Annotated in this window: 12 protein-coding genes; 6 read left to right on the top strand and 6 right to left on the bottom strand. The window is 55.9% G+C overall.

What is annotated here, in order from left to right:
- Window positions 1–102: 102 nt before the first annotated feature.
- Complete coding sequence (locus HNR24_RS04645) at window positions 103–1,305, bottom strand: TerC family protein (RefSeq protein WP_182495141.1); 1,203 nt, start codon at window positions 1,303–1,305, stop codon at window positions 103–105.
- Window positions 1,306–1,479: 174 nt separating this feature from the next.
- Window positions 1,480–2,361, bottom strand: a complete 882-nt coding sequence (gene rfbA / locus HNR24_RS04650) for a glucose-1-phosphate thymidylyltransferase RfbA (RefSeq protein ID WP_182495142.1) — start codon at window positions 2,359–2,361, stop codon at window positions 1,480–1,482.
- 114 nt (window positions 2,362–2,475) lie between these two features.
- On the opposite strand from rfbA, the gene rfbB reads away from it, so the two are divergent.
- From rfbB to HNR24_RS04680, 6 genes are all read left to right on the top strand, one after another.
- On the top strand, window positions 2,476–3,474 hold the full coding sequence (gene rfbB, locus HNR24_RS04655) for a dTDP-glucose 4,6-dehydratase (protein WP_182495143.1): 999 nt from the start codon (window positions 2,476–2,478) through the stop codon (window positions 3,472–3,474).
- Window positions 3,475–3,506: 32 nt separating this feature from the next.
- The gene (gene rfbD, locus HNR24_RS04660) at window positions 3,507–4,922 is read left to right on the top strand and encodes a dTDP-4-dehydrorhamnose reductase (protein ID WP_182495144.1); all 1,416 of its coding nucleotides are present in this window, start codon (window positions 3,507–3,509) and stop codon (window positions 4,920–4,922) included.
- Window positions 4,923–5,548: 626 nt separating this feature from the next.
- Window positions 5,549–7,291: a 2-succinyl-5-enolpyruvyl-6-hydroxy-3-cyclohexene-1-carboxylic-acid synthase gene (gene menD, locus HNR24_RS04665; protein WP_182495145.1), complete on the top strand. Its 1,743-nt coding sequence runs from the start codon at window positions 5,549–5,551 to the stop codon at window positions 7,289–7,291.
- 37 nt (window positions 7,292–7,328) lie between these two features.
- Complete coding sequence (locus tag HNR24_RS04670; RefSeq protein ID WP_182495146.1) at window positions 7,329–8,183, top strand: SDR family NAD(P)-dependent oxidoreductase; 855 nt, start codon at window positions 7,329–7,331, stop codon at window positions 8,181–8,183.
- Between the two features lie 39 nt (window positions 8,184–8,222).
- Window positions 8,223–9,698, top strand: a complete 1,476-nt coding sequence (locus tag HNR24_RS04675) for a lipopolysaccharide biosynthesis protein (RefSeq protein WP_182495147.1) — start codon at window positions 8,223–8,225, stop codon at window positions 9,696–9,698.
- Window positions 9,699–9,888: 190 nt separating this feature from the next.
- Window positions 9,889–11,043, top strand: a complete 1,155-nt coding sequence (locus tag HNR24_RS04680; protein WP_259392535.1) for a polysaccharide pyruvyl transferase family protein — start codon at window positions 9,889–9,891, stop codon at window positions 11,041–11,043.
- A gap of 945 nt (window positions 11,044–11,988) precedes the next feature.
- Here HNR24_RS04680 and HNR24_RS14350 read toward each other — a convergent pair.
- The 4 genes from HNR24_RS14350 to HNR24_RS04695 all read right to left on the bottom strand — a co-directional run bounded on the left by HNR24_RS14350 (window position 11,989) and on the right by HNR24_RS04695 (window position 15,758).
- Window positions 11,989–13,026 carry a glycosyltransferase gene (locus HNR24_RS14350; protein WP_375139261.1) on the bottom strand — a complete coding sequence of 346 codons (1,038 nt, stop codon included), beginning with the start codon at window positions 13,024–13,026 and terminating at the stop codon, window positions 11,989–11,991.
- Window positions 13,027–13,083: 57 nt separating this feature from the next.
- Window positions 13,084–14,016 carry an O-antigen ligase family protein gene (locus HNR24_RS14355; protein WP_375139290.1) on the bottom strand — a complete coding sequence of 311 codons (933 nt, stop codon included), beginning with the start codon at window positions 14,014–14,016 and terminating at the stop codon, window positions 13,084–13,086.
- A gap of 369 nt (window positions 14,017–14,385) precedes the next feature.
- Window positions 14,386–15,309: a glycosyltransferase family 2 protein gene (locus tag HNR24_RS14360; protein ID WP_182495150.1), complete on the bottom strand. Its 924-nt coding sequence runs from the start codon at window positions 15,307–15,309 to the stop codon at window positions 14,386–14,388.
- Window positions 15,306–15,758: a hypothetical protein gene (locus HNR24_RS04695; protein WP_182495151.1), complete on the bottom strand. Its 453-nt coding sequence runs from the start codon at window positions 15,756–15,758 to the stop codon at window positions 15,306–15,308. The genes HNR24_RS14360 and HNR24_RS04695 overlap by 4 nt, the downstream gene beginning before the upstream one ends.
- Window positions 15,759–16,260: the final 502 nt, after the last annotated feature.

The following is a 16,260-nucleotide window of genomic DNA, read 5'->3' on the forward strand; positions in this document are numbered from 1 at the left end:
ACAGGCGTCACCGCTCCTGATGCGCACAGAACCGGCCGGGCCCGCTGATCTGAGATCGGCGGGGCCCGGCCGGTTCATGTCGTGTTAGGCAGTGGGATCAGGTCACTTGACCCCGGTGCGCAGCCCGCGGGCCTTCTCCAGCAGCGCCACGTAGTTGCCGCGATGCTCGATCAGGTCCGCCTGGTACTTCTCCGGCACCTGGGCCACCTTGGCGGACCAGTAGTCGGACTTCTCGGCGGTCTTGATCAGGCTGAACTCGCGATCCTCGGGAGCCTTCTCGGAGAGGTCCACGTAGCGCTGGTTGTACTTCTCGGCGTTCTGAATGGCCCGCAGTGCGCGGCCCTTCGGGGCCATCAGCGAGGCGATCACGGTGACGATCAGCACCCCGACGATGACCATCAGGGACAGGCCGGTCTCGATCTCCACCACCGAGACGTCTTCGCCGCCGTTGATGAAGGGCAGGTTGTTCTCGTGCAGGGCGTGGATCATCAGCTTCACACCGATGAAGCCCAGGATGAGCGCCAGGCCGTAGGAGAGGTAGATGAGCCGGTCCAGCAGGCCGTCGATCAGGAAGTAGAGCTGGCGCAGCCCCATCAGGGAGAACGCGGTGGCGGCGAAGACGATGAACGGCTCCTGGGTGAGCCCGTAGATGGCCGGGATGGAGTCCACGGCGAAGAGCAGGTCGGTGCCGCCGATGGCGAGCATGACCAGCAGCATCGGGGTGAACATGCGCTTGCCGTCGATGCGGGTGGTCAGCTTGTCACCGTGGAAGTCATCGGTGGTGTTCAGGTGTTTGCGGGCGAAGCGGATGATGAAGTTGTCCGCCTCGTCTCCCCCGGAGTCCCCGGCGAGTTCCTTCTTCAGCAGCTGCCCGGCCGTCATCAGCAGGATGATGCCGAAAAGGTAGAAGACGTCGCTCCACAGGCTGATCAACCCGGCGCCGATGAAGATGAACCCGCTGCGCGCAATCAGCGCGAAGACGATGCCGAAAAGCAGGACCTTCTGCTGGTACTCACGCGGGACGTTGAAACTGCCCATGATGACCAGGAACACGAAGAGGTTGTCCACCGAGAGCGCCTTCTCGGTGACGTAGCCGGCGTAGTACTCGGTGGCCATCTCCGGGTGGCCCAGGGCGAAGAACCCCAGGCCAAAGAGCAGCGCGACGCCCACGTAGAAGGCGGACCAGAGGGCCGCCTCCTTGATGGTGGGGGTGTGCGCCTTGCGCACGTGGAAGACGAAGTCGAAGAGCAGCAGGCCGATGATCAGCGCAAGCGTGACAGTCCAGACCAGTGGGGAGATCTCCATGAAGGAGCCTTTCGCGAAGGAGGGTACAGCGATGTCATCGCGAGTCTTTCCGCCTGAGTCCAGGCCTCTGTGTCCGGCGAGGCGACGCTGCCCCACGTGCTGACGACCACAGTGTTAGGGATACTCCCCCACGCTTGGATGATGTTACACCTGTTACGGCCGTTGTCCGCGAGCTCAGAACGCGAGTCCATCGGCGCGTTGCATGAGGTACTGACCGTAATCAGTCTTCTTCAGTGCCTCCCCTGCGGCCCTCAGCTGCTCACGAGTCAGCCATCCCTGCTGCCAGCCGATCTCCTCCAAGCACGCGATCTTCAGCCCCTGTCGGTGCTCTACGGTCTGGACGTACTGACCGGCTTCGATCAGGCTGTCGTGCGTGCCGGTGTCCAGCCACGCAAACCCGCGTCCAAGGCGCTCCACGGTCAGAGTTCCGCGTTCGAGGTACTCGTTGTTGACGCTCGTGATCTCGAGTTCACCACGCGGAGAGGGCTTGACCCGCTTTGCGATCTCGACGACGTCGTTGTCATAGAAGTACAGCCCGGTCACCGCATAGGGAGACTTCGGCGAGCGAGGCTTCTCCTCAATGGAGAGTGCGCGGCCGTGCTTATCGAACTCCACCACTCCGAAGCGCTCTGGATCCTTCACGAGATAACCGAAGACTGTGGCGCCTTGTTCACGGGCCGAGGCCCGCGCGAGCTGCTCAGAGAAATGCTGTCCGTGGAAGATGTTGTCCCCAAGGACGAGGCACACCGGGTCTTTGCCGATGAAGTCTTCCCCGATGAGAAAGGCTTGCGCCAGTCCGTCGGGGCTGGGCTGCACTGCATACTCAAACCGCACCCCGAACTCTTCGCCACTGCCGAGCAGCTTTTCGTACTGAGGCAAGTCATCGGGGCTCGAAATGATAAGAATGTCCCGAATACCCGCCAGCATCAGAACTGATACCGGGTGGTAGATCATCGGTTTGTCGTACACCGGTAGCAGCTGTTTCGAGACGCCCCTGGTCACCGGGTGCAGCCTGGTTCCCGAGCCTCCAGCGAGAATTATCCCCTTGCGAGCCATATTGCGTTACGTCCCCTAGTAATCGCCGTGAGAATCAACAGTCCACATACTACTTCGGCCGACCGTCGATGTGTTGGACCAAAGACCTGCCGTGCGCCCCATAGGGTGGAGGGCATGAGCACACTTCTGGTCACCGGCGGAGCCGGGTTCATAGGGTCAAACTTCGTCCATTACGTCGTGGAGCACACGAACCACCGTGTGGCAGTTCTCGACAAAATGACTTACGCAAGCTCCCGGTCCTCTCTTGAGGGGCTTCCGTCGGAGCGTCTGGAACTCGTCGTCGGAGATATCGCAGACGTCGATCTCGTAGGTGAGCTCGTAGCATCCTCCGACGCGGTGGTGCACTACGCGGCAGAGACTCACAACGACAACTCGCTACTGGATCCCTCCCCATTCGTCCAGACGAACTTGTTGGGAACCTACACGCTCCTCGAAGCGGCGCGGTCACATGGCACGCGCTTCCACCACATCTCCACCGATGAGGTCTATGGAGACCTACCCCTGGATGATCCATCGAAGTTCACCGCAGACACTCCGTACAACCCCTCTTCTCCGTACTCCTCGACGAAGGCAGGGTCCGACCTGCTGGTGCGCGCTTGGGTCAGATCATTTGGGCTCGAAGCCACCATTTCGAACTGCTCAAACAACTATGGTCCGCGTCAGCATGTCGAGAAATTCATCCCTCGTCAGATCACCAACGTGATCGATGGGGTGCGTCCACGTCTATACGGCAAGGGCGAGAACGTTCGCGACTGGATTCACGCAGACGATCACTCCTCGGCCGTCCTCAGCATCTTGGAGCGAGGCCGGACAGGTGAGACGTATCTCATCGGCGCCGATGGCGAGAAGAACAATAAAGAGGTCATCCGGGCGATCCTCACGGAGATGGGCCAAGACTCCGATGCCTACGACCACGTGGCCGACCGTCCGGGACACGATCTGCGGTACGCGATCGACGCCAGCAAGCTGCGGGACGAACTGGGCTGGACGCCGGAGTTCACCGACTTTGAGGCGGGGCTCAGGGATACGATCAGGTGGTACCGGGAGAACGAGGCCTGGTGGCGAGAACAGAAGGCTCTCGCGGAAGCCAAGTATGCGACCACCGGCCATTGATCTCGCCTGAGCTGAACGAAAGCGTCCACAACATGACTGAATCGCACACACCCAAGCCCTTGTCCGTGCGGGACACCCCTATCCCGGGGTTCAAGGTGATCGACCTCCCAGTACATGGGGACAAACGCGGCTGGTTCAAGGAGAATTGGCAGCGCGAGAAGATGCTGGAACTGGGCCTGCCCGACTTCGGGCCCGTGCAGAACAACATCTCCTTCAACGCTTCTCCCGGGGTGACCCGCGGAATTCACGCTGAGCCCTGGGACAAGTACATCTCGGTGGCTACCGGTCGAGTGTTCGGCGCATGGGTGGACTTGCGCGCAGGCGAGTCCTTTGGAGCGACGTACTGGTGTGAGATCGATCCGTCCGTGGCGGTATACGTTCCCCGTGGGGTTGGGAATGCTTTCCAAGCACTGGAGGAGAACACCGTCTACACGTATCTCGTCAACGACCATTGGTCGGCGGAAGCGCAACGCGAATACACTTTCCTGAACCTGGCCGATGAGACTGTAGCGATTCCTTGGCCGCTCGGCCTGGACTCCGGTGAACTTTCACCGAGGGACCTCTCACATCCGAGGCTAGAGAGCGTCACGCCGATGAAACAGCGCAAGATTCTCGTTATAGGTGCCAATGGTCAGCTCGGCAGAGCCCTGAGAGATAAATGGACCGAGCGCGAAGATGTGGAGTTCGTAGGGCGAGATGCTGTTGACCTGGCTCACCCAGAACACCTTGAGCGAGTCGACTGGTCAACCTACAGCACCATAGTGAATGCTGCTGCCTATACCGCTGTGGACGCTGCAGAGACTCCTGATGGGCGGGCCCAGGCGTGGACAGTCAATGCCGCCGGGCCCTCCAGATTGGCTCGAATCGCCGCAGACCACAACTTGACGTTAATACACATCTCTACGGACTACGTCTTTGACGGGACACAGGCCATCCATACAGAAGACGAGAGCTTCACTCCCCTTGGCGTGTATGGTCAATCCAAAGCTGCCGGCGACTACGCCGTCAGCACCATCAAAAAGCACTATATTCTTCGTACCTCGTGGGTAGTAGGAGAAGGCAAGAACTTCGTGAAAACGATGTCATCTCTCGCAGAACGTGGCATAGACCCAGCCGTAGTCGACGATCAGTACGGAAGACTCAGCTTTGCATCAGAAGTCGCGCGAGCCATTGAGCATGTCTTGACAGTCGGAGCGAAGTATGGAGTGTACAACGTTAGCAACTCAGGGGACATCCTTAGCTGGTGGGAGTTGGCAAAGAGGATCTTTGCATATACAGGTCATGATCCACATCGCGTGAGACCTGTGACGACGGAGAGCTACCACTTAGGGGAAGCGCAAGTTGCCCTGCGCCCCACCAACAGCGTGCTAGATCTACAGAAAATCCAAAAGACTGGATTCCGTCCGTTAGATCAGATGGAAATGCTCAAGGAATATCTCCATTCCTAGCCAACCAGGGAAAGCTATCGAGCAAATGCTCGGGAGTTTACGAGTACTCCGGCGGTGTCCCAGTGACTATGCGGTTACGAGCTGGGAAGGTGCCGCCCATGGGTGGGCCGATCCGCCTCTCGCGCAGACAATCCGAAGGTTGCGTGGGGAACGTCCCGCCCCATGGACATGCCGGGTTCCACCCCCGTGTCTAGACGCCGCGTCCTTTCGTGATCACGAGAGGTTCTGCACAATTCGTGCCGGGACTCTAGGCATCTCGCCGCCACAACTATGGTCGCACCGATCGTCATGCATCTACACGATCGTTTCTCAAAGAGAACGAAATCATGTTCGACATTTCAAGTCATGGGCTCCATCAGCAGACTCGAGTTCGTCGTTGCAGCCCTCAACCGATAGCCCCAATTACACATCGGCCTAGTTTCGCTAACCCAGCCCGCTGCACGTTCGAATCGGCGATCTAGACCTCCCACGAGAGCTAGCCATCCAGAAGTTCCCGCCGGTTTCGTCATTAGCCCGGGGGTGGGGTAGTCTCCAGAACGATTTACCGTAGAGGACTGGCCTAATGCTAACTCTAAAGATTTTCTTCCCAGAGGACCCTAAAGCAATGAATCGAATTTAGGTATCGAATGTACGCAAATGAACCACTAGTACTCGAACTGATGTCACTTCTTAGATCTCACGAAGTTAAACATATTGTTATATCTCCAGGGAGTCGCCACTATGCGTTCACTAGGAGCTTCGAGAATGATGATTACTTCTCCCTATACTCGATAGTTGACGAGCGGTCTGCCGCTTTTTTTGCGCTTGGATTAATCCAAGCGACGGGCGAATCTGCTGCAGTGATATGTACCTCCGGTACCGCCTCGATAAACTATGGTTCTGCCATCGCGGAAGCTTACTACCAAAAACTTCCCCTAGTCGCTATAACAGCGGACAGGCTGCCTGATTTTCTTCATCAAATGGAAGATCAAATGCTCGATCAACGCCAACTCTTTGAAGGTTTTGTACGCCTAACAGTGCAGCTCAGACCCATCACAAGTGAACGCGACAGGTGGTACTGCAACCGAGTGATTAACGAAGCACTACTCGAAGCCCAAGATGAGGGAGGCGGTCCTGTCCACATCAACGTCCCAATCGAGAGTCACACCAACGTGCAGTTCGATACGGTCGCGCTTCCGGACGCACGCGTCATCAAGAGACATCGCCCGGGCGCGGATGAAGGCGCCTGGAGTGATATCGCGTCGCGCCTAACAGGGAAACGAGTACTTCTTTTGTGGGGTCAAACAGCGGAGGTCTCGGAACGAACTCTGACCGCACTAACTTCGTTCGCCAGCATCCTCGATGTGTCAGTATTCGCAGACCATCTATCAAACGTGCACCATCCTATTCGAGTCACTAATCCACTAGGTTTGCTTAAGTCTCTGAGTCCATCATCGACTGATATGAGGCCCGATATAGTAATCACACTTGGTGGAAATATAGTTTTCAAAGAGGAGTCTAAATCATATCTAGCTGGAGTAGATTTTGAGCACTGGAGAGTAGACTCCGACGGCAAGGTGTCAGATCTGTACCGCAAACTTACCGATGTTATCGCAACCAAGCCTTACGTATTTTTTGAACAAGTGGTTGCTGCGAGTGAAAGCGTTGAAGAAGAGCATACATTTGCAAAACGCATGCTCAACGCGGGCTCCTCGATCGACTCTCCTAAAGCTTCATATGGCGAACTGGCAATCATCGGAGAGCTCATGAAGCGCCTGCCAGTAAATAGCGCGCTTCACATTGCAAACAGCGCACCCATTCGCATGACGCAGCTTTACCCCTTGGACAGTTCGATCGCCGTTTTCTGCAACCGAGGGGTGAACGGAATCGATGGCTGCATGTCCACCGCCATAGGGTATGCAGCAGCGCGGCCCGATCGTCAGGTTTTTCTGATTATCGGAGACTTGACGTTCTTCTACGATATGAACTCGCTTTGGAACCGGCACTTGCCAACAAACCTCAGGATTCTCCTCATCAACAATGACGGTGGAGCCATTATGCATTCTCCTTTGCCAAAGGACTACAACGACAGAGCAAGTCGCCACGTATCCGCGGGTCATCACACAAGCGCTCAAGGTTGGATAGAATCCCTAGGTTTAGCCTACTCTTCCGCAAGGACGGCGGGCGACGCAAAGAGTCAGCTCGACTGGCTCGTTAATCCGAGCGCTGACGAATCTCGGGTCGTGGAAGTCTTCACGGAGAAAGTCTCAGACATCCAACAGTTGCGAAGCTACTATGGACGTCTACACGAAGTCACCGGTGCCCAAAGATTCAAGGGACGTGCCAGACGTTCCGTGGGTCGCGTCCTGCGAACGCTCCACTTGCGATAGTTACATACATAATACCGACCGGTTCGAGGATCCTACGATGTTGATTGCACGCCGCCTCCGCGCACGAATTACCTCGCCCATAAAGAGGCGACTGACCAAAGTCTCGATGGCTCGCGTATACGAGGTGAATGTATCACCCAACCGTCGCGAGTTGGATGGGAAAGTGGCATTAGTGACTGGGGCGACAGGCACCATTGGAAGAGCGATAATCCTCAGATTAGTTCTGGAGGGGGCGACAGTTATTGGAATCGGTCGCTCGCTCGAAAAATTGAATTCTCTGTCAGATGAAGTGTCGTCGCTAGGAGGAACTTTCACCCCGATGCAGGTCGACCTTGAGGATGACGCGGCCTTATCGGTCGCTCTCTATAGTGTCGCTCGGATTGACATCCTCGTAAACTGCGCAGGTGGAAGTACCAGAAGCGAGCATGCCCCAGTGTGGGAGCAATCTCTGGATGTCGTTGATCGCATTCTACGAATCAATCTCCGAGCTGCAATTACATGCACCCGTGCCGTAGCTGCCAAGATGGTAGACCAGGGATACGGTCGCATAATCAGTATAGGCTCAATCATCGGCGATCACGGAAAAGCCCGGTTCTCCGAGTACGCGGCTTCTAAGGCGGGACTTCGCGGCTACATGAAGTCTGCCGCTATCGAGCTCGGCGCCCACGGTATTACCGCCAACTTGGTCTCACCCGGAATCGTGCCTCGAGGAGCTCGGTCGCATGACGAACTTGCACGTATACGCGAAACTAACGTGATGGGGGCCATTTGCAGTGAGGAAGACATCGCGGAAGCGGTGTTGTTCTTTGCTAGCGATCGTAGCTCCTTCATAACTGGCCAGGACTTGGCAGTAGATGGCGGTCGTTCTCTAGGGCTTCGTGGAGATGACTGACCTCTCAGTTTCAAGTCTCTGGGACGAAATGAGCTCAACATGAGCACGAGCCCTCTCTCTCGTGGAGCGCGGGGCGCGGGCGTTACCGTAGTCGGGCAGATCGCCACCATCGGCATCCAATTCTTGAGCATCGTAGTCCTATCACGATTACTCACGCCAACGGACTTCGGTCTAGTGGCGATGGTCGTGGTATTCATGGGCGTCGGTGAGCTGCTTCGGGACTTCGGTCTTCCGACGGCCGCACTACAGGCACGCTCGCTAAGTGGGCAACAGGCGTCCAATGTATTCTGGGCTACTGCGGCACTAAGTCTTCTGGCGGCTCTGCTTCTGGTTGTGTCGACCCCGTGGATAGTGGAACTCTATGATGAGCCTCGTCTCGCCTCGATCATCCCAGTGATGGCCGCTGCGTTGGTGATCAGTGGCCTGCAAGCCCAGTATCAGGTGCACCTAGCTCGGGCAATGCGTTTCACGGCACTAGCTGCTACTGCCGTAGTAGCTCGCTTCGCCGGCTTCATTGCTGGCCTAACTGGGGCCTTCTTGGGCTGGGAATATTGGGCTCTGGTCGCCCAGTTAGTAGTCACCGCAGCGGCGACACTGCTCGGAAACGCGATCCAGGCGCGCTGGTTACCAAGCAGGCCCCGCCGTGGGCACGGGTCGCTGGACTTATTTCGTTCTGGAGGACATTTCGGGGCCGCCCAGGTGTTGTCCTTTGGTGCCGACAACGTCGATACGCTTGTAATTGGATCCATGTGGGGTGCCGGGCCGCTTGGGATTTACAACCGGTCCTTTCAGCTGTTCATGGCCCCAATATCCGCAGTGTTAAGCCCCCTGACTCGAGTCGTAGTCCCTACTATCAATAGGGCATCCGAGCATGCCGCCGAAATCGGCTACGCGCACAGCTCTGCTGCGGTGCTGCTCCGACTGCAAACCGCAGTGTCCGGTCTGACCATCTGGATCTTGCTCGTAACGGCAGCGACTGCTGATTGGCTTGTACCTTTACTCCTTGGTGATCAGTGGTTATCTACGGTGCCAATTATCCAGATTCTGGCCCTGGGAGGGGCGATTCGGGCGCTTAGCCAGGTCAACTACTGGTCATACATTGTGAATCAGCAATCGAAGCAACTTTTTTATAGCAATTTGGTTACTAAGCCTTTCCAGATTTTACTTATAATTGGAGGCGTCTTCTTTGGTATCGAGGGAGTTGCTTGGGCATTCGTTGTGGGGCGCGCAGTGACGTGGCCAATAAACTTGGTCTGGCTCTATCGAACGGCTGGACAACCCTGGGGTGTTTTTCTGTGGAATGGGCTGCGTCTCCTCGGTGCCGGCGGGTTGGCATTTTTATTTGTGAATTGGACAATGCACTTGATCGACCTTACTTCACCTCTCGCCACGGTAATCTTGGGGACTGTTTTTGCCACGAGTTCTTATGTCGCAGCCATAGCGGCAACGCCAGGAGGCCTGAAGGAGATCCGAGGGGCGGCATCAATAGCTCGTGCTGTTGCTCGTCGCCGGTGAGGGACGGCCACGCACTTGACTGGCGAACCTTGCGGGGCGAACTGAAACGCTTATCGCAGGCACCGTGCCGTGCGAAGAATTGCCTGTCAGTGCAGGCGGGAGGAGAACCATGTTGAGAAGAATCAAATCCACCATGAGCCTAATGCGGGACCGCCTGTCACCGGCGCTATCGCACCCCGCGCTACTGGACATGTCCCTGAGCGTCGTTACACGCGGTGTTAGACCAACTAGAGCCGGTAAGCACATCCTTGTGGCAGCCCCCGGAAAGGGGAACATCGGCGACGTAGCAATGCTCGAGGCTTTCGTTGAGCGAATCGGCGAGCGGGCCGTGGTTATTCTCGGGGATCGGTCAGACTATCCCGGAATTCCTGACTCTGTCCATGTGGTCGCTCTCCCAGGTCTTATCTATGGCGGTGGACGAAGCATGGTCCACGATGCTTTTTGCTTGGCAAACTTGATGCGTGGGGCAAGTTCATTGTCAGTAGTAGGCGCAGATATTATGGACGGGGCTTACAACTCATCGGCCTCTGCACGTCGATCAATAGTGGCTAAGTGGGCTGCACTCTCAGGACTAAATAGCAGAGTGCTTGGGTTCTCCTGGAACGGATACCCTCATCCTCATGCGATCCGCTACTTGCGCCAGGCCGACGGAGCAGGCACACGGATCCTGGCCAGGGACCCAGAATCTCGTCGTCGCCTAGACCAAGAAGGACTCCGTGCCGTGGAGAGTGTTGCAGACATCGTCTTCACTGCGACGTCAGTTGCCCAACTCCCCAGTTCCATCAAGATGCCGCACGGTGCATACGCGGTGGTAAACGCCAGTGCACTTCTTGGTGGTGACCCTAAGAACACTGAGTCGTATGCAGAACTCGTGACAGAGCTCGTGACTGATGGTGTTCGAGTAGTGCTACTTCCTCATGTTGTTCGCGCGGGCGGCGATCAAGACGAGCTGGTCAAAATCTATGATGCACTTCACGGAGACATCCGAGCGCACGTTCAACTCGTTGAAGAGGAATTGACGCCATCTCAGGTCAGGACCGTGGTCCAGGGTGCCACGTTTGTTGCAACGGCCCGTATGCACCTATCAATTATGGCACTTCGCCAGGGGGTTCCAGCGGTAGTTGTAGCAACCCAGGGGAAAGTTGAAGGTCTTATGACGCTGTTCGGAATTTCGGAATTTTTGGTTCATCCAAGTGATGTGTCGTCTGGAGGACTTAGTCAAGCGGTGAGATCCCTGAGAAAACAGCTTGCTCCTGTGCGTGAAAAAGTGCACGAATCACTGACGGAAGTCTTGGAACTCGCTTCCGATAATTTTGACGGACTGGAACCCCATAACGGTATGTAATCGCGACTATAAATTGGATTGCTACAGTAACTGTCGACGCCAATCATTCCTAGGATACGTGCCGCGACCTGTCGTCTTAGTCGTGTAGATCCAGCAACTCCATTATAACTAACACCCCGTGGGCGACCGTTAGGGTACTGAGAAGTCAGCTGCAGGAGCGTGGCGATCGGCAACCTCCATGGGGATCCATCAGTTGCTTCTTTCCATCAACTGGATGAGAGTCTTGTTAGACCCTCAACCAACCAAAACTGAACTGCAAACCCGCGCGCGACTTTTGATCGATACGTCGCAGAGCGGTTCCATTAGCGAGTTTGCCGCAGCGCACTATTATTAATTCTGGTCTGGCCAAGTCTGCAGGCATCGGCGACCACAAGCTGACTGAGCCGTTTCCTTAGTATCAACTGGTGGATACCCAATTCGTGACTATCAGTTCAAGCTTAGCTCCGACTTCGCGCACAACAGCCAAACGGGTCGACTAGGTACTCAGCGATGTGGGGCTAGGACACGACGGCATCCTCACCGCTGCCGAGAGCGCGCCTGTTCAAATTCACCAACACGAAGGGTCTCAGTGCAGACCGAAATGGCCCACCCAGATCTAGCCTTAGTCCGCTCAACACGCCTGCGGGAGGCAAAAGCCAAGTCATGGCCACGACGTCCCGGCCACAGTTCATCGTACTGAGAATCGGTCGGTCAGACTGCGAACCGGGGTGGGAGTTACAACTTTATAGCGGATCAATCGAACCGCGAGCAGATTCCGAAGCTAATCTGTCATAGAGGTGATCCTGGCAGAAGTCCCCCAGCCAAGTCCTATAGACCCAGAGGTTCAAAATCAACCATGCTTCCCCTTCAGACAAGTGAATCCTCAAAAATTTTTATAGAACAGTTCGCTTAAAACATCCGATACAAACAGAAGTATCGACGTTCCTTAGAATCTCAGAGACTGTATCAAACATGGGAAGAGTCACATCGCGCGACACGCTCATATACCGCAGCCAAAGCCTCGCCAAGCTTGGGCCAATCCCTAGCGGACAAATCCGGCTCGCTGTTACCAGCAAGGGACCCATCTTGTGCCCGCCTGACTGCGTCCGCTAGTTTGGACGGATCAAGAGGAGACTCATACGTGATGATCCACTGGTTACCAAACTCAGACGCAAGTCGTTCCGTAGTTGGGCTGGAAGGACAAACCACGGGACGACCCAAAGATAGTGCAAGGAGCGCAGCGCCAGAGTTGTGGAGCTGGCGATACGGCAATACAACTAGCTCAGCATCCATAATCATGCCCGCCAGCTCAGCGTCCGGGACAAACCTAGTTTGCAGGTCAACTCGATTGTCACCGCGTGCGGCCTCACGAACACTCTCCGCAAGTTGCGGGTCGTCGGCCCTCCCCGCAACACACAACGAGAACTTGCCCGGCATTGACCCGAATACGCGTACAAAGTCATCTATGCCTTTGTACTCCCGAATAAGACCAAACACGATTAGTCGGCCCGATTGAGGCGAGCGAGGGTCGGCTCGATACCAACCACGGTAATGTCCGTGAGGGATCAGGGTTGTTCGTGTGCGGTCAGGTGTCGGAGTTACCTCGTTTAAGACAACCCAGTGCGAAGTCTCAGCACCGAGCATACCAACCAGAGCGGCCGAGACGCCCGACGTAGACTCGTGTGGCTCCAGATTGTGCACTGTGCGTACTACCCGGACGCGGGTGGCGCGTATTCGGAAGATTAGTAGGGCTAGACAAAAGCGTTTGCTCCACCTCTGGAGTCTGCCACTCGCATGAGCGAGCTCATCGGGCCAATGCAAGTGTAGGAGGTCATACCGCCCGAAAATTGCACGTGACCAAGACCAGTAGAGGTTACTCACCCTGTCGCTGGGTAATGACTGAATAGTGAGCTCGAGGTAAGGATTCGCAACCGTACCGTCGGTTGGAACGAGTCTTTTACGCACTGGATGCAACACAGAGACCGTGGAACTAGATCTGCGCATGAATTTAAACCTCAAACCTGTAGTTACCTAAATACGAGAACGTCACCTAGTTGTCCTTTATCGCGTAGCTGAAGTACGTTTGCACGCTTGGATCTGTTTTGGAGCACCAGAGTATAGATGAGTTGATCTAGACAGCCCTCCTGTAGCAACAACTTGCGCGAGCAAGAATGTGTAAGGCGCCCACGACGTGATAGAGACGAAAATGCCAGTAAACAATAGAACAGCCAGCAGGGCCATAGCAGTTAAGTCCGGAGACGACCGTTGACCTGAGAGGGCGGCCCAGACGAAGACAAACAAAAGTATCGTTGTTGGGACCCCATACTCGAAAGCGAGCAGAAGAAAACCATTATCTATACTTTGCGACAGGTCGAGCACCCCATAGATCGAGTCCACAAGAAGAACTCCAGCTGGCACCTGGCCAGGACCAAAGCCGAAGGGATTCTCCGCTATCGCGGCTGTTCCGGAGGTAATTAGGGCCAGTCTATAATTCGCACTAGCTTGTGCCTCATTAGAACCACCGATATAAGTTGTTGCAACGGTGCTTAGAAGGAACGCGACTACTGCAACCCCAGCCAAGACGAGTGCACCGAGGAGGTACCTCCGTCCCGATGGACTTTTCCCCACCCACCGGAGGAGTACCGCAACTGCCAACCCGACCAGCCCAGCGACAAGCGGCCCCCTACTTTGAGTGCTCAATGATCCGCCCAGAGCCACCACAACCAACGCGACGCGCGAGAAGAACGCTAGTCTTGGCGTAATTATTGCCCAAACAGCAACCGTCATACAGATCACACCCGCGACAATCGGATGAGGGAAGAGTCCCTGAGCGCGAATCTCCCCATTCCTATGCGGCGAATGAAAAAAAGCGGACGATTCGGGAATCACTAGTCGTCCAGCTACTACCTCGACGAGCTGTAGGGCAGACGTCAGCAGAACGAGCATCACCCATGGCTTTATGACGTCTCGGAGTCCCAGCCCGTATCGCGGCATAGCAATCAGGTAGACAACTACGGCGCAGATGAACCCTACGGCTAGAGAGCTGATACTACTTATAGAGCCCTCTCTCACGCCGAACGTGAGAAGCGTGGCGAGCAACGCGCAAGACAGCGCCAACAGGGCAAACGTCTGCCGGACACTCAGCCCTCCGCCATCTTGCGACGCCGTTTTACCACCCGCCAGGCGGATTAGGGAAACCAAGATCAGTATATTGAGCGGTGAGGCGACGGTTCCGCCCAAAAGATTCGCGGCGATAGGAGTAATTACCGCCGCAAGCGGAGCTCCCCAGACTAGGATCCACCTGAAGGGAAGAACCAATGCAGCTAGTGCGCAACTAGCGAGGATGACAAGAGTTAGAGTCACTTAGGACCCCTCACATGAGACAGGCCGCAGTCGCGGGACCGCTGAAATTGAACCGTGCTCGATAATTCGTGGAAGCCTCCCTCGGAGGATGCTGTTTGTACTGCTGAAGTCAGCACGCACCATCTCCCAAGCCCATCTGGCTGCGTCGAGAAACCTGGCGTTTCGGAGGCTAAGTGCGAGCGCTGAACGAGACCAGTGCGCTAGGGCTTCCTTGTCTTCGCGGAAATACGACCGATGCTTTTTAATAATCTGAGGGAGTGCGACCGCGTAGAGAGTCGGATTTGTACTAATACTTACCTCCGTCTCGCGACTAATTACAAGCGCACAATCCACCCCCATGAAATCAGCGTCTCCTGTCATGCGAATCCAAGCTTCCCAGTCCTGCAGTCTAGGCAATGACTCGTTAAACCTATGCCTAATAAGGAGAGCACGGCTCGCCAATACAGTTTGGGTGCTGATGAAATTTCCTCGACGCAACTGTTTGGGGACGTCTGTTCCAACCGGAAGTAAGCCGCTAGGCGGGAACTGGAATACACGCCCATCTGCAAGACGTCGCTCAACTGGGCAATAGACAAACGCTTGGTTCGCTCGGGCAGCTGTCGCGGCTCGCAGTTGATGCTCAAGTTTGTGTGGCTGCCAGATGTCATCAGAATCCTGAAAAGCGACGAAGTCCCCAGTCGCCGCAGAAACACCAACGTTACGCGCATGGTTCGCACCACGGCCGGTTTCCAACCGGATAATTCGCAAACCAGCGGAGGAAACACCTCTGGCTTTGAGGCCAGTCGCGACGGGGATAGCGGACCCGTCGTCTACAACGATGACCTCAAGTGGCTGGATCGTCTGGCTGAAGACTGATTGCAAAGACTCCAAAAGAAGCTCTAAACGGTCTTTTACCGGTATTACGACTGAAATAGAGTATCTCATTTTATACCTGCATTTAAGTGAGCAGATAGAGACGCGTCAATTTCGGCAATGAGAGTTTGCTTTCGACGAAGTAGGCCAGCTTCAGTATCGTTGCCCAGAGTTTGCTCAACTGCCGACCCCCAATCAGCGTCTTGCACGGTTCCGGGCCAGGTCTGACCGTAGAGCTGGGCTAGCTGGGGATGTGGCGTTCCAACGACCGGTATTCCTAGTTCGAATGCCCGAACCATCACTCCGCTTTGTTGATAAAACTTGTAAGGTAATAAGACTGCGTCTGCTTCTTGAAGCTCCCGCGTGAATTCGCTCTCAGTTACAAAATCATCGCGAACGTCCCACCCCGGTATTGCAGGCCACCCTCTCCCGACTGCTCGCAATTCAACGCGCCCCCCAATCTTGCGCCCCAATTCCACCATTGGGTCGATGGCGCGCGCCTCCTTGTACTGGCCGAGCACCAGCAGACGCTTGGTGTTCCTCTGCGGAAGGGTCTGACGAGCAGCTTTCGATCGGATGGGATGCGGTATGCACGTCGCATCAACTCCGGTCAACTCCCGTAGGCGGCGGGTTGCGTCCTCCGTGTGTGTAATGGCAGCGATGTTTCTCTTCGAAACTGCGGTCGCGAAAGCCCGCCTCGCCGTCCGCCCGTACCCAAACTGCTTACGAAGGGGATCTACGTCGTGAACAACTATCGATATTGGAGTGTGGCGTGCGTAGTGGGCCCAAGTTGCCGCATCGAAGTAGCCGAACGCCGGCCATGAGACTAGAACGTGGTCTAGCGATACTGGACGCCTCCGACGCCCGATAGCCACCGTGGAAGCTGTCACCAATTTTCGCGGTAGTGTCAATCCCTCGATAGAAACGTCGCCCACCGCTACTGGTTCGCACTCTATGCGCCTCAGGTGCTCCGACAGCGCAGCCTGATAGTACGCGAGCATCTTCGGTAGTGGGTTGACGATT

Source organism: Nesterenkonia sandarakina (genome assembly GCF_014138825.1).
Lineage (GTDB): Bacteria > Actinomycetota > Actinomycetes > Actinomycetales > Micrococcaceae > Nesterenkonia > Nesterenkonia sandarakina.